This window comes from Psychrobacter sp. 1U1 (assembly GCF_051847535.1).
Classification (GTDB): domain Bacteria; phylum Pseudomonadota; class Gammaproteobacteria; order Pseudomonadales; family Moraxellaceae; genus Psychrobacter; species Psychrobacter saeujeotis.
In genome coordinates this window covers 75700-96024 of the sequence record NZ_JBPYDD010000003.1, presented here as the reverse complement: position 1 = coordinate 96024, position 20325 = coordinate 75700, and the positions used below count along the sequence as shown (strand labels likewise).

Annotated in this window: 11 protein-coding genes and 1 tRNA gene; 6 read left to right on the top strand and 6 right to left on the bottom strand. The window is 42.8% G+C overall.

Going from position 1 to position 20325, the window contains the following annotated elements:
* Positions 1-127 precede the first annotated feature (127 nt).
* From ACS8FB_RS05035 to ACS8FB_RS05025, 3 genes are all read right to left on the bottom strand, one after another.
* Positions 128-200: transfer RNA gene (locus ACS8FB_RS05035), tRNA-Arg, on the bottom strand.
* Positions 201-272: 72 nt separating this feature from the next.
* Positions 273-1088, bottom strand: coding sequence for a hypothetical protein (locus ACS8FB_RS05030; RefSeq protein ID WP_439261362.1), 816 nt, complete (start codon positions 1086-1088; stop codon positions 273-275).
* A 78-nt stretch (positions 1089-1166) separates the two neighbouring features.
* Complete coding sequence (locus tag ACS8FB_RS05025) at positions 1167-1682, bottom strand: hypothetical protein (protein WP_439261361.1); 516 nt, start codon at positions 1680-1682, stop codon at positions 1167-1169.
* A gap of 530 nt (positions 1683-2212) precedes the next feature.
* Here ACS8FB_RS05025 and ACS8FB_RS05020 point away from each other — a divergent pair.
* The 3 genes from ACS8FB_RS05020 to recD all read left to right on the top strand — a co-directional run bounded on the left by ACS8FB_RS05020 (position 2213) and on the right by recD (position 13632).
* The gene (locus ACS8FB_RS05020) at positions 2213-6562 is read left to right on the top strand and encodes an exodeoxyribonuclease V subunit gamma (protein WP_439261360.1); all 4350 of its coding nucleotides are present in this window, start codon (positions 2213-2215) and stop codon (positions 6560-6562) included.
* 115 nt (positions 6563-6677) lie between these two features.
* On the top strand, positions 6678-11267 hold the full coding sequence (locus ACS8FB_RS05015; RefSeq protein WP_439261359.1) for a UvrD-helicase domain-containing protein: 4590 nt from the start codon (positions 6678-6680) through the stop codon (positions 11265-11267).
* Positions 11268-11370: 103 nt separating this feature from the next.
* On the top strand, positions 11371-13632 hold the full coding sequence (gene recD / locus ACS8FB_RS05010; RefSeq protein WP_439261358.1) for an exodeoxyribonuclease V subunit alpha: 2262 nt from the start codon (positions 11371-11373) through the stop codon (positions 13630-13632).
* Positions 13633-13738: 106 nt separating this feature from the next.
* Here the strand turns inward: recD and ACS8FB_RS05005 are convergent, their stop codons facing one another.
* Positions 13739-14302 carry a hypoxanthine-guanine phosphoribosyltransferase gene (locus tag ACS8FB_RS05005; RefSeq protein ID WP_299220671.1) on the bottom strand — a complete coding sequence of 188 codons (564 nt, stop codon included), beginning with the start codon at positions 14300-14302 and terminating at the stop codon, positions 13739-13741.
* A gap of 111 nt (positions 14303-14413) precedes the next feature.
* Positions 14414-15082, bottom strand: a complete 669-nt coding sequence (locus ACS8FB_RS05000; protein WP_439261357.1) for a hypothetical protein — start codon at positions 15080-15082, stop codon at positions 14414-14416.
* 341 nt (positions 15083-15423) lie between these two features.
* On the opposite strand from ACS8FB_RS05000, the gene ACS8FB_RS04995 reads away from it, so the two are divergent.
* The 3 genes from ACS8FB_RS04995 (at position 15424) to ACS8FB_RS04985 (ending at position 18616) form a co-directional block, all read left to right on the top strand.
* Positions 15424-17103 (top strand): carbon starvation CstA family protein, encoded by a 1680-nt coding sequence (locus ACS8FB_RS04995; protein WP_439261356.1) that lies wholly within the window; start codon positions 15424-15426, stop codon positions 17101-17103.
* Positions 17104-17256: 153 nt separating this feature from the next.
* The gene (locus tag ACS8FB_RS04990; RefSeq protein WP_439261355.1) at positions 17257-17532 is read left to right on the top strand and encodes a cory-CC-star protein; all 276 of its coding nucleotides are present in this window, start codon (positions 17257-17259) and stop codon (positions 17530-17532) included.
* Positions 17533-17599: 67 nt separating this feature from the next.
* A complete protein-coding gene (locus tag ACS8FB_RS04985; protein WP_439261354.1) occupies positions 17600-18616 on the top strand; it encodes an ArsA family ATPase in 1017 nt (338 codons plus the stop codon).
* On the opposite strand, the gene ACS8FB_RS04980 is transcribed toward ACS8FB_RS04985, so the two are convergent.
* Positions 18613-20310 carry a DUF3482 domain-containing protein gene (locus ACS8FB_RS04980; RefSeq protein ID WP_439261353.1) on the bottom strand — a complete coding sequence of 566 codons (1698 nt, stop codon included), beginning with the start codon at positions 20308-20310 and terminating at the stop codon, positions 18613-18615. The two genes, ACS8FB_RS04985 and ACS8FB_RS04980, sit on opposite strands and share 4 nt — an antisense overlap.
* Between the last annotated feature and the right edge of the window lie 15 nt (positions 20311-20325).

The window sequence follows — 20325 nt, the reverse complement described above, 5'->3', positions numbered from 1 at the left end:
GGTTTCAACAGTAAAACCTAAAAATTTAACAACCGTATAGTATAGTACTGCTGCTATATAACAAAACCCCCTTGCAGCGCGCGGCATACAAGGGGGGTTTGTGAACAGCTATGGTAATGTTTAATAGTGCGCCCACCAAGACTCGAACTCGGATCGATCGCTTAGGAGGCAACTGCTCTATCCTGTTGAGCTATAGGCGCATTATGGAGTGCTATTGTAAAAAAAAGCTCGTATAAAAGCAATCAACAACGATAAATAAAAGTGATTTGACTTTATGCACCATTGCTAAGGGCGTCAGCTACTTGTACTGAGCTTTCATCTGCTGTTGGTTTGGCACGCGATGTCGGGTTAAATAAGTCATTTAAATTATTTCTGTAACCTTCAATATTTTCATAGTCATGCTGTTTTAAAATGTCTTGTCCGACACTTGATAGTATAAAATTACGAAAGCTTGTAGCAGCAGGGTTTTCGGTTAAAATCACGCCATCTACCGTTTCGGTGTTTTTTAGCGCATAGCTAAAAGAGGATAGGTTGCGCGCTTCTTTATTATCATTTGGCGTATCGGCATTTTCATGCTCATCGTTATCTAGGCTGTTATTTATAATATCAGCAGTCTTATTATGCTCAGCTTGTAACGCTTTAAGAGATGCTTGCAAAGGCGCTAAGCGGTCTTTAGTTATTTTATTATCGGCCATAATAATATCAGTATTGACAATATATCTTGAATTTTCGTTAATTGCGTTATTGTCAGGAGTAGTAAGATTATTAGAAGCTTGAAGATCTGGCAAGTCTAGTAATTCATCAGACTCTACGTAGCGTGCTAACACTTGCAACTTAGGATAGCGTGATTCAAAGCGAACAATGACATCATCTAACGGAACTTGTAGCTTATCTTCCGCCTGTACATATAAAGTTCTAGTAGTAACTGAGTCGTCCTCATCAGCAGAGCTGTCACTATTGGTACTTGCCATTATAGGAAGGGGATCTATGCTTTTACGATTACTGTTCCATAGCCACGCAAAAACGCCAATAAAAATAGCCAGCAGTAATAAAACCAGTCCTGCCAATAGTAGCTTATAGTCTCTCATAGGTTACTGCTCATCTTATATTTCAATATATGGTTCAAATTATTTTAGTATTTTTTCTAATGGGGTTAAGAATTCTATTTAGGGTCGATGATGCAATACCTCATTGGTTAGTTCCGCCAGCATATTATCAAAAGCATTCTCTTCAGTAGCTGATTTGGCAGACTCAAGGGTCTCAGTTTTTTCGATAGGGTTTACTACGTCTGTTTTTGCATTGTCTAAAGACTGAATATTCAAAACAGGGGATTTTACGCTTGATTGATGAGCGGCTAGCGGCGATTCGCCATTATTAAGTAGACTCTTTAACCATTCAAAACCATGAACCTCCCACCATGCTTCAAAGCGAGGTAAGGTGCTTCCACGTATAGCGGTCGGTAAGTTTAAGGTGCGTAATGTTCGTGCCAGTATGGGATCGGTAACGATTTGATTGCGACTAAGATAAAGCGACTTTGTGTTACCATCATAAGTCTGCCGGCGTTGCCAAGCCGCATGATCGACTTTCATACGAGGTAATTGCCACAGCTCACCGCGAAAATAAACGACATAAAGTCGCTTTTCGGGATGAACAAAAATAGCATCAATGGGACGCAGTGGCATGATAGGCAGTGATCTCGTATTTGAAGTTCAATTGGGGTTAGATATTAGTCAAGCTCGATGTAAATATATACCTTACGCAAGCTGAACGACACTGAATGTCGTAAGCGACTACGTGACTGAGCAATACGCTAGTAAATCTCTAGCATCGGTGGCACACTATGACACTATGCTATAGCGTATGTATCTTTTATTTATGTTGTTAGATGCAAGTGCCATAAATCAGTAACTAGCAATCAGTCACAATTGTTATTAATCACCAAATGAGGTCATCTTAGCAGAAATATATGATTGGCACGACCGCCAATATTGAGCTGATAAGTGTTGTCATTGGTGATTTTTATTTTAAGAGCTATGATATCAAGAAAACTTCTGTTTAGATATAATGCTTCTATATTGTCAAGAATGATCTCTCTGGATGTTCTATCAAGTCATCTATGATCGATTAAACCTCTTTATACCGCCCCATTGCATTACTATTATCGTAGCGTGCACTAGGTATTGTTTATCTTATTCTAATTAGATTATTGTTTATGTTTAGAATTATTCAGTCCCATCGGACCGAGATTTTGGTCGAACAGTTATTGGCCGCTTACAAGTCCAAAAATCAGCCTATATTTGAAGAGTTTGTCGTCATTGTGCCATCGATGGTGCTTGGTGACTGGTTGGATAAGTCTATTGCAAGCCAAGCGGGTATCAGCACGTTAGTCACGACGACATTTTGGGGTCAGTATCAGTGGACATTGATGCAAAAATTGTTGTCTGAGCACAATACTTGGTTGGAGAATAATCAGCGCACGCAAGAAATTATTACCGTGCCAGAGGTGGCAGTACTGACTGGCTCGGTGATGCAGTGGCGCCTGTTCGGTTACTTTACCTATTATCAAACGCAGATTATGACGGACGATAAGCATCCGCTCTATCCGTTGCTATTAGCTTTAATAGACGATGAGGCTGATCGCAGTCAGCAAGATGTTCGGCTATGGTCGCTTGCGACTGATTTTTCGCGAGTATTTGGTCGCTATCTGAATCACCGTGAGGAATGGTTGACCTTATGGTCTGAAGGTAAAGCGCTAGACGTGGAGACGTTGGTTGCTGAAAAGGATAAGCTGACGTTAGAGTTTGATAAATACGCTGGCATGACACCTGAATGGTTAGTTGCGCATTATGTAGAGCTAGAGGCGGCGCAGCGACATCTATGGCGGTTATTATTTGCCTCTGTATATGAGCATCGCTCTTCTATTGAGCGCCGGTTTTGGGAGGTTATGACAAAGGATAGCAGTGAGACAGGCGTCGATATTAAGTCGATCTTGCCGACTCAATTGCATATTTTTACGATTCAGCAATTGCCGCAAAACGAGCTAGATTTTTTACAGCGCTTGTCAAAACATCTCGATATTACCTTGTTGCATTACAATCCATCGCAGCTTTTTTGGGCAGATATCGTCGATAAGCAATGGCTACAGCGCCAACAGGTAATTAATCCTGAAAGTGTGTTTTTGCGTGATTACGGGCATACCTTGTTATCACGTCTTGGCAAACAATCGCGTGAGACCTTTGCGATGCTGGCAGGGCTGTCTGGTAATGAGGATAAAGATGGTTTTGTATTGGACTGGCAAGATAAGTTTGATATAAAAGATGAGTATCAGGCTTCTTCAGTCAGTCGTAGTGATGAGCGGCCGATGAGTCTGCTTGCGCACTTGCAGCAAGATGTGTTGATGCTTGATGAAAGCTCAACTCAGCAAGTTACAGCAGGGCGGCTCAGTGCTGCGCTTGGGACACAAATGGCACTCAACCTAGAAGATTCAGAAAACCAAGCCGACGTTGATAGCCTCAATAGTAATGAAGTAAATAGCCTAAGCAATGATAATCATCATTCAAACCAGCACATAGAACAATGGTACAGCGACGATACGCTAAAAAATAAATATCATGAGCAACCGCGTCAGTGGAATATCTCACAATATGACAATAGCCTAAGTATTCACTCTTGCCATAACCTTCAACGTCAACTTGAAGTACTACGCGGAATGATCGGGCGCTGGCTTAATGAAGCCAATGACGATGGTAGCATGCGCCACTTATCTGACATCGTTGTGCTTTTACCAGATGTGGAGCGTCATCATGATTTGATTACCTCGGTATTCGTACAAGGCAGAGGGCAAGATGGCCTGACGCTCCCGGCCAAAGTCACAGGGGTGGTTGATAAGTCGATTCGCCAACTGTGGGAAGCTATTAGCGGATTTTATAGTTTGCTAGGTAGTGACACGGCACGTTTTGAAGCGGCGGTAGTCATGGATTGGTTAATGCTGCCGCCACTATATGAAAGTCTTGGCTTAACCCATGAGCAGATGAGCCGTGGCTGTGACTTGTTGGAACAGGCGGGCTTTGTACGCGGTTTTGATGAAGCGCATTTGCAGCAGACATTAGATGCCGCAGACTATGACTACCGCTTTAGCTTTGCTTACGCTTTAGATCAAATCGCCTTAGGTTTAGTGATGCCAGAGGCGGGTATTAGTGATTGTCTGTATCCGGACAATTGGCAAGACAATACCTTAGCGGAAAAAACCGTTCCTATTTCTGCTATTAGTTTAAATGATGCGTCTATTGTTGAAGCCTTGTGCCGTGTCCATGCCGGGCTTAATAAGTGCCGAGATGAGTATCAAGCAAGCTATAAAGCTGAGGACTGGCTAGACCGTATAGAAAACCATATCATCCATCCATACTTTGGCGCGCTTGATCAAACCCGCCCTATGCGCGCTATTTTCAATGCCATGAACGGTTTTAAAAGTAGCTTACGGGCTAACCGCCATTATCAACGCTATCATGCTCAAATAGATGATCAATTAGATATCGAGACAATTGCTAGCAAGGCTTCTGCTGACGCTGGCAAGTTAAATGCCGCTCAAGTAGAAGCGCAGCTATCGAGAGTGAGCACCTTGCCATTAAAGCTTAGCTTTATGTTGGGTAGTATTGAGGACGAGCTAGAAAGCCAGCAAGTCAGTGCCGAGCCGACAGGGGTTATTACTTTTGGGCGCTTCGGTGCGCTGCGTAATGTACCGTTCGGACTAGTAGTGATGCTTAATATGGATTTGTCTGAGTTTCCTAATCGAGATAGAGATAATCGTTATGATTTGATGAAAGCGGGATTGGCCAAGCGCGGTGATAGATTTAGTGAAGATGATGACAATGGGGCATTTTTAGATGCCGTGCTATGCGCGCGTAATGCGTGCTGGATTTTTTATAATGGTCAGCGTCTAACCGATATCCACGAGCATCTGCCTGCTAATCCGGTCAGCGAGCTATTGCAGTTTTTGCGCGGTGAAGTGCAATGGCAGTGGGATCCTCTTAAAAATGCTCAAAAAGATGCGCAGGCTGATTTAACTGCTCAAGTGCAACGTTATCTACCTGAACTGATTGAGAAATGGCTTGTAACGCGCCATCCAGCGCTACCCTTTGCAGATGAAGTATTTGTACAGCCCGACTCTTTATCTACCAATTCTAGCTATGAAAATAATGTTGAAAGAAACAATGAGCAGGATGACGGTCAAGAGCTTATTCAGTCCTTAGCGCGCGCGATGCAAAGCGAAAAGCTCTATCAAAAAAGCACTCATGCGCCTGCAAAAGTCTGGCAAGCGGTGTTTGAGCGTCTGCAAGCGCAAATTGATACGGACACACCCAATCATGCTATCAAAGTCGTGCTACCTAATAGGGCTGAATACGCTCCTATTGCCGCCGCTATCACTCAACCTATTGAGCTAACCGCTGAGCACAATACGTTCCTTTTTGATGTTCAGCAGGTTGATATGCAGTATTTGTACTATCATGTACGTCATCCGGCAAAGCACTTCTTAAAAGAGCAGCAAGTGCATGTTGTGTTGCCAACAGAAGATACGATGCATCAGGAGCCGTTAGCGTTATCAGGCTTGGGTGCTTATGCGGTGAATGCGCAGCTACTAACTGACTTATACGCAAGCTCCTATACTAATAGTGATAATGCAGAAGAACGTCAGCAGACAACGAAACGTTTAAATGGTTTGCTATATGACCGAGTCATGCCCGCTGGCGTCGCCCGTCAATCGACCTTACAGTATCAACAGCTAAAGATTACCCAACAATGCCAAGACTTTGCCGAGCAGCTAACTGCATTGGGTATTGATGTTAATACTGGTATTAATACTGATGTGAATAATGAGCAGTGCCCGACATTATTGACGCCATGCGCGGAAAAAATGGTCAATGTGCAAGCATCTGCTATGAATGCACAAGGTCAATTGCAAGTTAAAGGAGTTGTCCCGCTAGAGATTAATACGCCAGATGAATCGATTTCACCTAAGCTCTGGATAAATATCTTACCCAATAGTGCTCGTACCCAGCATTTATTACGCTTCTGGCTGGCCCATGTCTATTGGCAAGTATCGCGACGTACTACTGAGGCACAAGTCGCTGACGGTGATGGCAAAAGTATCTGGCGCTTTAGTAAAGGTAGTGATGAATATAAAAAGTTTAAAGGTAAAGCGACCTTTGCGCTTGCACCGATAGATTATGACACGGCATTAGCAGAGCTGCTTAAATGGGTTAAGTTTGCACAAATTGCCAGCACTACACCGATGACTGTGTTACCTGTACACGCGATGACTTATTTGGATAAAGTGAGAGAGGCGCAAAAGGGGGATACAAGCTATCAGCCGAAGCGTAGTGACTTTGACAGCTGGTTATGGGCAGGCTTTAACAGTGACGTCATCTATGATACCTGTGCCCAGCACGAGCTTTGGCAGTATATATTACAAAACCAAGATGCGTTTACCGCGTTGATCGATGCTTTGCCGTCTTTAGCTCAGCCATTGTTTGGGATGATGGATAACGCGTTGGAGCCGCTATAGAGCCTGTTTTATTGGTTTTATAACCTTCTTAACAATCTTCTCAAATATAGACCTTTTACAGTACTAATTTGTGTTTTTGTAGCATTATTTTCAAGCATTGAACAAGTGATTTTTTATGGATCAGTATGATAACGACAGCAGCATTCTTAATAGCGATCTTAATAGTATGAGTAATGAAACGGAAGCTTTTACCAGCACGGCAGCCGATAGCGTTAATGATGACAATAAAGTGGTCGAAAAGTCTGAGCAACCACCTGCAGTTCGAGTACCGTTAACTGGGAAGTACTTGATAGAAGCTTCAGCAGGTACAGGTAAGACATGGACGCTGACGGGCATTGTCCTACGCTTGCTGATTGAAGCCAAACGGGCTCCTGAACATATCATCGCTACTACCTTTACTCGGGCAGCGGCGGCTGAGATGCGCGAGCGTATCCATGCGCGCTTGGTTGATTTTTATCAAGTACTGCAATGGCTTAATAAGCTGCAAGCTGATACCCATACTCATCCAATTTTATACCTGCAATTTAATGACATCAGCAATAAAGAAAGCAACAACAAAGCTGACTCAAAATCCACTGATAATGCTAAAAAAGCCAAAGAGACGAGTAAAGTAAGTCCTGAGCAGAAGCAAGCACGCTTGCAATGGCTAGAGCAGCAAGCAAAGCTGGCAGGAACAGCGAATCTAGTGACAGATCCTATCAACAGCCATCTGATTGAATACCTATTGGATCATACGGAAGAATATCCTTTAGCCGATGCTATCAGGCGCTGTGCATTGGTACTGACGACGTTAGATAAGCTGTTTGTTGGTACATTAGATAGCCTGTCGCAAAAATGGTTGTCTGAGTATAGCGCGGAGACGGGACATCAGCAGGGTATGCAAATCAGCGACGATGAGCAGACAGTGATAGAGAGTATCATTCATGATGCCGTACGTGCGCATCATAGTTATATGTACTATCAGCAGCCTGAGATATATCAATTATTACAGCATACCAATCGTCTGACCACGCCCGCTGATCACCTAAACGTGGCGCAAAAGTCACTGCAGTTTATCTCCACACCAATTGAGCCTGTTGATTTGGGCGAGCCAATAGACTTTACCGCCTACCAGCATGCATTAGAGGATTTTAAAGACTGTGATCTAACAGATGTAAAGCCGTACTTTGATAAAGACTATCGTAAAGCGCAAGGGATGACTTGGAATGCAGGTCTTGCTACTAAAGTAAATCATATAGGTAATATACAGACTGCCATTCAACAAAATGGCACAGCGTTCTTTACGCATTTGGACGAGGAAACCCAAAAGTTTTATGATGCACTGCCTTATGCATTTCTCAGTAAAGACGATGGCGGCAAAGGTTTTAATAAAGGCAAAGAGCTAGAGCGCCAAACCTTTATCAATCTAGACAGCATAAACGCTCTAAAAACGCTACGTGATTACACCCAGCAGATTGAGCTGTATCTTGATGGGCTCATTGAAAACCTAAATCGTGATATCGCGTTAAAGGTAAGACAAAAGCTACCATCGGTCTTAGAAGAGCGACGCGAGACGACTTTTGCTCTACAAATGGTACGGTTGAATCAAGCGCTAACCGGTAAACAAGGGCAGCGGCTGGCACGTTATATTCGTCATCATTATCCCATTGCCCTGATTGATGAGTCACAAGACATCAATGGTGAGCAGGCGCGTATGATTGAGCGGATCTATCTGTCTAGGAAGACTGATAATAAAGACCCTCGTGCGCAAGACAGAAGTCGCGGCTTCTTATTATTGGTAGGTGACCCTAAACAGGCGATTTATGGTTTCCGTGGTGGTGATGTGGCCAACTACAACGCCATGAAAGCAAGGTTTGATGATAAGCATATTATGAGCTTGAATGTGAATCGACGTTCCAATGAGCGCTTAATCACGGCACTGAATCACTGGTTTGGACGCACAAAACCTGCTACCGATGTGAATGAGTCTACAAGTTCAGGCGTTGTCGATGAGTTAGCCCAGTTGGGTAAGGGTATTTACTACCAGCATATTACTGCGGTTAATACGGAGTCGCGATTATCTTGGCAGCAATCAACCGCTGAACAAACTGTCAGCCTATCTTCTGAAACCGCTTCCATTGCATCAAATAGCCCAGTTAGTGTCATCCATCTGCCTTATAACAAAGAAGCTAAGCACAATGCTTGTGAGCTGACTGCCTTACATATTGCCGCACTTCTTGGTAGTGATCAGACCATAGAGGGACGACTATTAAAACCAAGTGATATCGGTGTATTGGGCCGTACCAAAAAAGATTTAAAGCAAGTCGAAGATATGCTCGCTAAGCTTGGCGTGCCGACATTAGAGACGGCGGAGAACAACGTCTTTGACACGCCTATAGCCGCTGATCTAGCAGCATTGCTAGAGGCCATGCTACGCCCGCATCGCCGTGACATTATCAATCGAGTGTTGACCAGTCATTTTTACCAATTAAGTCTCAACGATGTGCAAGCACTGATGCAAAGTGTGGATGACGACAGCGTAGAACAGTTAAGCGCTGAGCAAGCTATTGGAATATCAGATACAGATGGTGAACAAGCTGCACTTAAGCAGCGTTATCAAGACTTCCAAAATTATATAAAGATAGCCGCTAGCCAGTGGCAGCATAATGGCATCTTGTCTGCACTGCATTATTTGTTTGGTCATAACCCAATGGCCTACAAGACAGAGAGCCATACAGGGCGTCCAACAGAACGTCAGAGTATTTGGGTAGGTCTTGCAGACTTAGAAGATGGGGCACGCCATCTGATGGATTTACGCCATCTAATGGATATCTTAGCTCAGTACGGGATGCATATTGGTGAGCATGAAATGCTGGCATGGTATAAGAAAAACATGAATAGTAAACGAACACCTGAATGGGCGAAGCAGCAACCATTGCCGACTGAGTCAGGTGTCCAATTGATGACCATTCATAAATCTAAAGGGTTAGAGTTTCCAGTGGTATATGTCATTGGTATGGATGGGACTAGCAAAAAAGCCGGTGATAGCAGTAAACATAATTTATTTTTATTCGATCACAAGAGTGCTGATAGTAGTAGTGATAACGATAATAATAGTGACGTCAACAACATCCATAATAACAAGACTGAACGTCGTCTATCTGCTTGTAAAGGCAAGCCGCATAGTAAATCAGCAAAAGGAGAGACGCCAACGGATTACTATGCTCAGTTTGAAACGACTGAGAATTATGAAGAGCTTAGACGCTTAGCCTATGTGGCTTTTACCCGCGCCAGTGAACAGCTGTATATGGTATTAGCAGATAGCTTTAACAAAACGGGTGCTGAACGTAAACCAAGCCTTAAATGGCTAAGCTGTGAAGATCACAAGTTCACACTGCCAGAGCGTTTATACGATCATATTGGCTGGCTAGAATATAGTACCGTTGCAACCAATGCTGAGACTATAGTCAAAGCTAATGGGAAAGCTGCAAAGACTGATAATAATGAAAATAAAAACGATGCTGATACGTTGCTGCGTATTGATTATCAAGATGCCTACGCACAGATTCGAGTAAATTACTTTAAGGGTTGGGCAAAAACCAGCTTTACTGCCTTATCTCGGCAGCTGAGTGAGCAAGGTAAAGCTTTAGCTGTGTTTGATGATGGTATAGAGGATGACTTAGACTTAACGGATAGTGTGGATTTAACAGATAGTATGAATTTGTCGGCTGCCTCTACATCTGGAAATATAACTAACGCAGAAGGTAACGAGAGTAGTGAGAATAACTCTGCTTTAATGACGGTAGATAATATTCGTTTTCGTTTTGTAAGAGGCGCCAATGCGGGTACATTCTTGCACGAAGTTTTTGAAAAGATAGATTTTAATAATAACAGTAAATGGTCAGCGATTATTGATCAAGGTATTCGCCAATATCAGCTACCAGTTAGCTATACTAGTGCCAGCAACCAACAGCGTCTGCTACAAGACATACCCTCAAGCGCAAGTGATAATGAAAGTGCCAGTGTAGTACCTATAGAAGAGGACAGTCAATTAGCCGTTGCTCATGATGAGCTGATGACATGGGTATCAGACGTACTAGCAGCGCCACTGTTAGCCTCAGGGCAGCCATTACAAGCCATCTCGCCCAAACAAAGTATTGCTGAGCTGAGCTTCAATATGGGACTGGCTGATGACTTTACCCCTGAACGTATTAACGAGGTCTTTAAGCAGCACCTACCTGACGATCCTGATAAGCATATAGAGCTCACAGCGCAGTACTCTGATCATATCTATCGCTATTTGCGCGGTGAGATTGATTTAGTATATGAGCACGTGGGTAAGTTTTATGTGGTGGACTATAAAAGTAATTATTTAGGAAATAGCCTAAGTAATTATGATTATGAAAACCTCAGTGCAACAATGAATAAGGCTGGTTATTGGTTACAAGCAACCATCTATCAAGTCGCGCTACATCGTTTTTTACGGTTACGCTTGCATGATTATGAAGGCAATGAAGAGCAGTATCTAGGCGCGGTAGAGTATCTCTTCTTACGCGGTATCGACTCTCAAGATAGCCAGAACGATGCTGTTGAAAATATTGAGAGCAATGTTACTAACAATACTAATAATAATGTTAAAAGCTATGGCCGTATTCAATGGCAAATACCTTTTGCGCTAGTACAAGCGTTAGATGAGATGTTTGGCACTCCTAAAGTATATAGTTAACACACTTTAAAATAGGTACAGTTTAATACCAGCAGCACGTGGGAGAAGGTGCGCCAATTTTGTTTAGCATAAATTATAGTACGATGATAAAAATGGATGAATAATGAGTAAATCTACAAGTATTACGCAGCGAGTAGCAAGCAGTGGCCAAAATCAAGGCGCTATCGATATTGGTAGTAGTTGGGCAACCACTGTCAGTCAATATTTATTGCAACGAAGAGGGCAGACGCAGGCAGCCTATCAAGCTCAATTGCGACTTGATGAAAGTGATGTACACCCTGCCACACAGGATTGGTTGTTTGAGGCCATTTTTGAGGTGCTTATACAGCGCTTAGAAGAGGGTCATACCGTAGCCATGCTTACAGACGATGACAGCCAAGCAAATCCGGAACTAGAGTCTGAGAGCTATACTGGGCTTTTAAATTGGCAACAGCAGCTAATACAACCATTATTACAGCCACTATTGAGTCAAGCTGAAGGCATCTTGGGTCAGGTAGTTGATATTGATTCACTTATGAATAATGAGCACGCATTATGGAATGCTGCGCTATTACAGTCGATACTATCGCAATACGAGCAGCAAATTCTACAGCAACGCTATAGGGCAGCGACTGAACTTTATCAGTATTTAAAAACAATGACAGCGACTAAAACAAAAGTACCATCAGTAAATAGCCTAAGCAAATTCGTACAAACTTTAAGAGAGCATCCATTAATTCAGAACAGCAAAAACAACTACAACTGGAAAGATATTAGTCAAAACGATAGCCCGATCGTTTTTCAAGTAAAAGAAAACACGCAGTTTGATAAGCAAAAACTAATACTGACTCTATGGCTACACCGTACATGGCAGGCAGAGTATGCACTCGCGCACAATATTATCCGTATCAAAGATCAGACCGTTGACATTTTACCGATTGCATTAAATCCACTTTTAAACACTGAGCAACAAGATGCCATTCATATGGCCAATCGTTCAGCGTTTAGCATCATTACTGGTGGGCCAGGTACCGGAAAGACGTTTACCGTCGCTCAGCTAGTAATGGCGCTCCATCAAGCACAGTCAGAGGGCGAAATAGAAGACAAAGTAGGGGAGGCATCCACCAATAGCGTAAACCTTGCCCTAGCTGCCCCAACGGGTAAAGCAGCTCAGCGTATGCAGGAGTCCTTGCAAGACGCGTTACAACATGCAGGCGTAGCAATGCAGCTGCCAGAGGCTAAGACCATTCATAGATTGTTAGGTATTGGGCAGGGCGGGCAGCCTCGCTATCATAAAGACAATCAATTAAGCGAAGATATTATCATCGTAGATGAAGCTTCTATGCTTGGCGTAGAGTTAGCCAACTATTTAGTCAGTGCAGTCAAACCAAAAGCTCGGTTAATTTTATTGGGAGATGCTAATCAGCTAGCGGCAGTAGACGCTGGGGCAGTACTGGCGGACTTATGTCGCATACCAGCATTACAAGAGGTACATCAGCGTTTAGAGGTTAGTCGCCGCTTCACAAAGGAGTCTGGTATCGGTAAGCTTGCAAAGCTAATCAATCAAGATGCTAGTGATATAGGGCGAAGTATGACAGCCGTTTGGCAGCTAATGCATGAGGATGAGACTTTAGACTTTTATCATCTGACTCATACACCCTCAATACAAATGGAAAATGATATAAATAATAAAGATAATATAATAAAAAATAGCCTAAGCAATTATAATTTCTATTCAAAAACACTTAAGAATTATAAGTCGTATATAAATCAAACCAACAAAACTTTAACAAGGATAAAGGTAGCCAAATCCATGCCAACGGCAGAGTATATCGCAATTTTCGATGAACTAATTTCACTACTCAATCAATTTAGGGTGCTCACTGCCGGACATCATGGACGCTGCGGGGATCATTCTATTAATCGCTACCTAAGTGAGCAGCATCGCAATCAATTAAAACTACCCTTATCCAAATCTCCTTGGTACCACGGTCGACCTATAATGGTATTACAAAATAACTATGAACTCGGCTTGTTCAATGGCGATATTGGTATTTGTCTACAGACTGAAGGCGGGCGTTTGCAGGTGTTTTTTGAGAACAAACCACAAGGTATCTCAGTAAATATGCTCAGTGATGAGATGATTGCTACTGCGTATGCGATGACGATTCATAAGTCGCAAGGTTCTGAATTTGAGCATGTTGCTATTAGCTTTGACGATCATAACGCGCGGCTGCTTAGCCAGGAGTTAATCTATACAGCAGTTACGAGAGCAAAAAAGCAGGTGTCGATATTTAGTACAGAAAGCGCATTTGCACAAGCTTTGGCTACACCAACGGTGCGCCAGACAGGATTAAGCTTGCAGTTTGAAGGGTCGATAGAGTAGGTGATAGCAGCTATAATAATATTTATCTATTTAATTTCAAAAAATGTTATCAATAAAAAAGCATCCGATTTGGATGCTTTTTATATGGAATATGTAAAGTTTGAGATTATAATTTGTCTTCTTTAATAGCGTAAATGCCAGGCAGATGACGCAAGTAACCATGAAAGTCCATACCACAGCCATAAACATAACGGTCGGCGACATTAATACCGACAAAATCAACCTCGAACTCTGCAACTTTGCGATCATGTTCTTTATTAAGTAATACACAAGACTCAATAGAGAGTGGCTTTTCTTTCCCTAGCTCTTCTACGATAGCTTTTAGAGTAATACCTTCGTCAAAAATATCATCAATTAGTAATACGTGTTCGCCTTCAAGACTAACGTCCGGTTTGAATTTCCAATCAAGGTCATTGGTACCTTCGTTATTACGATAACGTGATGCATGAATATAGTGCATACGATGATAGAAGGTTAGATGAGTCAGCAACTGACCAGCTGGAATCAGTCCGCCATTCATAACAACCATAACGATTGGATTAAGACCGGCATAATGAAGATTAAGTTGAGCGGCAAGACGCTCATAGGCCGCAGCTACTTCGATACTACTAATGAGGCATTCTGAGTTGCGCAGGGTTTTTTCAATTTCTTGATTACTGATTTGAGTCATGAGTTGCGCCTTCGAGGAAAAGTGCCGCTTATTTTAGCAAGTTTTGGTGAATTTGCCCAACGAGATATTACTTTAAAGCAAAAATAGTGATTTATTTTTATCGTTATCTGTTTAGTGAGCCATTTTTATAAGAAAAGGACGGTAAAAACGGGCTAAGCGATTTAGTCCAGCATCAGGCAGCTGCGGCAATAACTTATTTAGAGCCATACCCATACCTTTATCGATACCTACTTTTGCAACCGGAATAGATTTACGTTTGATCATACCCAGCTTGAGCGTTTCAGTGAATTTACTAATGAAATGATCAAGTGCTTCTTCATTCATAGTTTCAAGCGCAATTTTAAACCTATCTTTATCGACATTGTCGGGGGTAATTGCATCAAATCCCTCTATGATAATATCGGCAGATGCTTTTGGTAATTCAAAACCTACACGGCGAATACCTTCATTATCTATAAACATCGTTTGATTTTTTAAAAAGTTGAAACTTGGTAAAACGTCTTCGTTTTCATCTTTACCAAGCAAAACGTTGAGTAGTGTCTCTGTTGCGCGTTCAATGGTATTCACAATTTTGCGCATGGCTGCTTGGCGGTCTGGGTTTGGAATGACATCTATCAAGCTAACCAATAAATTGTCGTTTAGTTCGCGAGCAATTTGCTGCGTGAGATCATTGCGATAGGGATAATAAGCTACTTTTTCGCCTGATATGATGATACGCTCAGCCTCATTAATCATGTTGTTTAATTTATCTGATGGGACAAATCCAAAATAGTATGTCATTTTATTCCTCTTGAGTGTTTTATCATATCCAGCGTCAGTATGGTCAAATATCTGTATGAGGACATCTTAAGCCAATAAAATGACGCTATAACGCTTGTATGCATTTACTGTCGCAATAATTTGTGCAGGTAGCGTATAGGTATGGAAATATCGAACCTGCATTTTAACAACTATCACTGCCTAAACTGTATTAAGACTACGTTTATACTACTGTGTAACAAATATACTAATCGTTACACTTTAGGTCGGACAGACTTAAGCAAAGACTAATAACCATAAGATCAAAAAAGGTAGGGGGATATGTAATTTGATCCTCATTATCTTATCTAGGGAGAGATAAAATGAATAGTGCTATTGTATTATTATTCGGAATTGCTGCGATGCTTTGCGGCTATCTTTTTTATTCAAAATTTATTGCCACCAAGATTTTGGCGTTAGATAATAGTCGTCCTACGCCAGCCCATACGATGAAAGATGGGATAGATTATGTGCCTACCAATAAGTATGTATTATGGGGACATCATTTCACCTCTGTAGCAGGTGCTGCACCAATTATCGGTCCGGCCATTGCAGTCATTTGGGGCTGGGTACCAGCGGTGCTTTGGGTGGTATTTGGGACGATATTTATGGCTGGTGTTCATGATATGTCAGCCATTTGGGCGAGTATGCGTAATCGCGGTCAGTCTATCGGCTCCATCGCTGGTACGGTCATGGGCACACGCGTACGCAGTCTGATGATGGTCGTTATATTTTTACTATTATTAATGGTCAACGCTGTCTTTGGTGTGGCCATTGCCAATATGCTTATCAAAACGCCATCAGCTGTCTTACCAGTATGGGGAGCATTGATTGTCGCTTTCATTATTGGTCAATGTATTTATCGCTATAATATGAGCCTGATATGGGTTTCTATTATTGGGGTAACGGCCTTATACGGACTGATTTATCTTGGTCCTATGTTCCCAGTCGTATTACCTGAGACTCTTTTTGGATTACCAGATAATGCTGTCTGGATTATTATTCTGTTCACCTATGCTGCAATTGCCTCATTATTACCCGTATGGATGCTATTGCAACCACGTGACTATATTAATGGGTTGCAGCTATTCGTCGGTTTGATTTTGTTATACGCTGCTATCTTTATCTCAACGCCTAATATTGTCGCGCCAGCAATCAATACCGACTTACCAATAGGCACGCCATCTATGTTGCCATTATTGTTTGTGACTATTGCTTGTGGTGCTATTTCAGGATTCCATGGCTTGGTCGCGACAGGTACGACCTCTAAGCAAATCGACAAAGAAGAAGATGTACGTTTTGTTGGTTATTTTGGTGCACTTGGTGAGGGGATGCTGGCATTAGGTGCCATTCTTGCTGCCACCGCAGGTTTTGCGACCCTTGGTGATTGGCAAACAGTTTATCAAAAATTCGGTGACGGCTCGGTTGGAGCATTCATTGATGGCGGCGCGGCTATACTTAATGCCGGTGTCGGTATTGATATAGTATTGTCACAGACGATGCTTACGGTAATGGCAGCATTATTTGCCGGTACAACAATGGATACTGGCGTTCGTCTACAGCGCTACATCTTCCAAGAGTTTGGTGAGTTCTATAACCTTCCAATTTTAAGTAAAAGCGTCGTCGCCACCTTGTTAGCAGTCGGATCCTGTCTATTATTGGCGTTCGGTGCGGGCGGTATTGGCGGTGAAGGCGGCATGATTATTTGGCCACTATTTGGTACTACTAACCAATTGATGGCAGCATTAACGCTTATGATCGTAACCGTTATCTTGTTACGTAATGGCAAGACGGTTTGGTACACTTTAGCGCCATTGTCGTTCTTGCTAGTCATGACGGTTTTTGCGTTGTTAATTCAGCTCAAAACTTTCTATACTGATGGTAATTGGTTACTCATTATTATGGATATCATCATTATGATTGCAACGATTTTGGTTACTTTTGAGAGTCTGTCTGTGCTACGCCGTGAATGGTCGCAGCATAAAGGTAAAAATGAGACTTAATTAAATCTGAAATATTTGAGCAGAACAAAACGCTAGCAATTGCTGGCGTTTTTATGCTTTGGAATATTGTTTTATAGGATATGGTTAGTACAGTGTAACCCACCAGTTAATGATATTATCTAATAAATAAGTTGTTAGAACCAAGGCAAAACTATGGACGAAACAAAAAACGATCAGCCTTTATGGCAAAGATTCCTAACAGGACTTAATGAGTTCTACCATGCACCATATCGGCAAACAATGGCACGCGCCGCACGCGATGAAGAAGATTTATTTATGCTAATGATGTTTGCGGAGAGTCTCGGCATTGATAACCCAGCCAGCTTTTATACACTTGAGCTACAGCCACTATTTTTAGAAAATTTCCATGAATGGCATACACGCATGGGTATGGAGAAATGCCCATTTGACCATGTTGGCTGTTGTTAATTGCTAGTTGAATGCCTAATTAAATTATAAAAACTATAAGAAAAAACCATCAAAATGAGAAGACATTATGGCTCTACAACCATTAGATAAGCTAGCCACACTGTTAGCTAGCCAACCGATTATATTCGTTGGTGGTAAAGGCGGCGTTGGTAAAACAACGACAGCCGCCGCACTTGCCAGCCATTATGCGACTCAGCAAAAAAAGACACTCATTATTTCCACTGATCCAGCGCATAGCTTGGGCGATGTATTAAATGTAGCGCTCAGTGACGAGAAGACAGCAATTACCCCTTACCTTGATGCGCTTGAGCTCAATCCAGATGTTATCGTTGATAACCATTTTGCACAGGTCGAACGTACCATTAAAGGTTATGCCAATCCTGACATGATGCCCAAGATTCGTGAGCATCTACGTCTGTCAAAGTCTGCGCCGGGAGCACAAGAGGCCGCCATGCTCGAGTCTATGTGTCAGCACTTGGTGGCGGCAGCGGATGCTGACTCTGATAAAAGGTACGAGCATATAATCTTTGATACCGCACCAACGGGGCATACCTTGCGCTTATTAGTATTGCCAGAGATGATGGGAGCGTGGACGGATGGATTATTAGCCCAGCAGCGGCGGCAGTCTAAGTTACGCTCGGCAGCAACGAGCTTGGATTTAGATAAGAACAATGGTAAAGACAATGTCTCAAATCCCTTCGCTAAGCAAAAACCAGATCGCTGGGAGCAGGCAGTATCCGTCCTAGAAAAACGCAAGCAGCTGTTTCGTGAAGCAGGGTTGTTACTCCATGATCGTAAGCAAACGGCCATTGTGTTGGTGATGACTGCCGATGTACTGCCATTGGCAGAAACTAAGCGCGCCATCCAGCAATTAGAAGAAACCAAACTCACGCCAGCGGCAATCGTAGTTAATCAGCTGATAACGCCTACGCAAACCGATGAGTTTTGGCGCACACGTGCGAATAGACAGCAAGGATTGATGAAGGAGATTGAAAGTAATTTTACAGACTATCCAATCTATCCCATTTATTTACAGCAGACAGACGTACGCGGTAGCGAAGCTTTGAGTGAGTTATTGACCTAGTCCATTTGCAAGTTATCAGCACTGCGCGCCTGCAATTTACTTGAAAGTGACCATGCTGCATCAATACGCAAACTTTGTGCCTGCTCAGACTTACCACTACTGAGCGACGACCATTGCGGTTTGCCACGGGCTTTTTTTAGCTCACTTGGCAGTTTGTGGGTCGGCCAAGGGGTAATCGGGTTGCTTTCATCATCAGCAAGTTCATCATTGTCATCAGTCGTTATTTGCTCTTTTGCATACAACAGCTGCGTCGCATCAGTGGCAGCATGACCGCGATGACGTACGGCGACCAACAAGTCCATAGCGCGGGTAGCAAGGAGGGTTAGGGTAGCGGGGTCAATATATAAACGCTTCACACCGGATAACTTGTCCGCGATACTACCTGTATTGGATAACAGCCCACCTGCGATACCACCTATCGCGGCACCCAATCCTAAAGTCGTACCTAACGCAGCCGCATCAATACCCAATCCCAATAACGCGCCAGCCGCCGCGCCAGAAGTCGTACGAATACCATAACTTTTGAGCAATTCAGGATCAAATGGATCTTGCTGATAAGCTTGCAACTCAAGCGGAGTCGCTGCTACGGCATTATCATAAAACTTATAAAGATTTAACAACTTATGCTGCATGCTACGCTCGCTTTGGCGCACGGCTTCTTGCATCTGCTGCAACACAGGCATCGGATCATCGTCTTCATTGACTTCTTGAACGAATGCGGCGACATTTAATAAAAAATCTGCAATTATAATATTGGCCTCGTCGTACAGACGTGCCCAGTTTTCAGTCCGGCGCTGCATTAATTGCTCAAGCATTTCAGCATGAGTAAGCATGGTGGCTAAATTCTGCCAAAGTCGCATCTCGTCGACAAATTCAAAAGCGACAGAGTCAAAACGGGTGGAGATATGCAAATTACGCCGCGCCAGCATGGTTTGCCATTCATCAATATTGGCGTCTTGGCTATCAGTAAAGTTAAATACCGGCATAACTGGAATGGCTGCCCACGACAAAATGGTTAATTCGTCTTTATACTTACCGAGCACAGGCTCACGCGCATCGACTACATAAATGGCCATATCACTCGCCAGCAGCTGGCGAATAACTTTCGCTTCTTGACTATAATCCTCACTGCTACCTAATGCATCGGCACTTTGTGCAATGTCTGCTGCCAAAAATTGCTGTAAGCGCTCAATACCATCACGGCGACTGGCAGTATTATCCTCGAGCCAATCCATCAGACCAGACGCATCTTCCAAACCCGGCGTATCGTACAAGGTAACCAGCACTTCGCCCGTTTGGTTATCCGTTAATTGTGCACGCTCCACATGGCGAGTAGTCGCAGCTTCGTTTTTGACTTCACCAAAATAGACATCACGTAGCAAAGTGCGCAGTATGGAGGTCTTACCTGTATTGGTATGACCAACGACTGCTAATTTTAGTGAATCGCCACTGGCAATAGTGGTTTTACTGGTTGTTCTTGCAGCCTCTTCAGTTGGTGATGTTGATAAAGCCGATAAATTGGTTAGGCTGCTATCCGCAGTAGACTGTCCAGTATTACTCTCATTCTGCTTTTTGCTAATATTAATAGATGACGTATCCTCAATAGGTTTGGTAGACGAATTAGATGCATCATAAGCTTTGTCTGCAAATAGGCTCTTCGGCTGACTGTCAGAACTATTATTGTTATTATTCATGATAGGGTCTTATAT

Coding starts and splice junctions, on each gene's coding strand:
- ACS8FB_RS05000 (WP_439261357.1), bottom strand. CDS start 15,082: ATGACATACTATTTTGGATTTGTCCCATCAGATAAATTAAACAACATG.
- ACS8FB_RS05005 (WP_299220671.1), bottom strand. CDS start 14,302: ATGACTCAAATCAGTAATCAAGAAATTGAAAAAACCCTGCGCAACTCA.
- ACS8FB_RS04985 (WP_439261354.1), top strand. CDS start 17,600: ATGGCTCTACAACCATTAGATAAGCTAGCCACACTGTTAGCTAGCCAA.
- ACS8FB_RS04980 (WP_439261353.1), bottom strand. CDS start 20,310: ATGAATAATAACAATAATAGTTCTGACAGTCAGCCGAAGAGCCTATTT.
- ACS8FB_RS05025 (WP_439261361.1), bottom strand. CDS start 1,682: ATGCCACTGCGTCCCATTGATGCTATTTTTGTTCATCCCGAAAAGCGA.
- ACS8FB_RS04995 (WP_439261356.1), top strand. CDS start 15,424: ATGAATAGTGCTATTGTATTATTATTCGGAATTGCTGCGATGCTTTGC.
- ACS8FB_RS05020 (WP_439261360.1), top strand. CDS start 2,213: ATGTTTAGAATTATTCAGTCCCATCGGACCGAGATTTTGGTCGAACAG.
- ACS8FB_RS04990 (WP_439261355.1), top strand. CDS start 17,257: ATGGACGAAACAAAAAACGATCAGCCTTTATGGCAAAGATTCCTAACA.
- ACS8FB_RS05030 (WP_439261362.1), bottom strand. CDS start 1,088: ATGAGAGACTATAAGCTACTATTGGCAGGACTGGTTTTATTACTGCTG.
- recD (WP_439261358.1), top strand. CDS start 11,371: ATGAGTAAATCTACAAGTATTACGCAGCGAGTAGCAAGCAGTGGCCAA.
- ACS8FB_RS05015 (WP_439261359.1), top strand. CDS start 6,678: ATGGATCAGTATGATAACGACAGCAGCATTCTTAATAGCGATCTTAAT.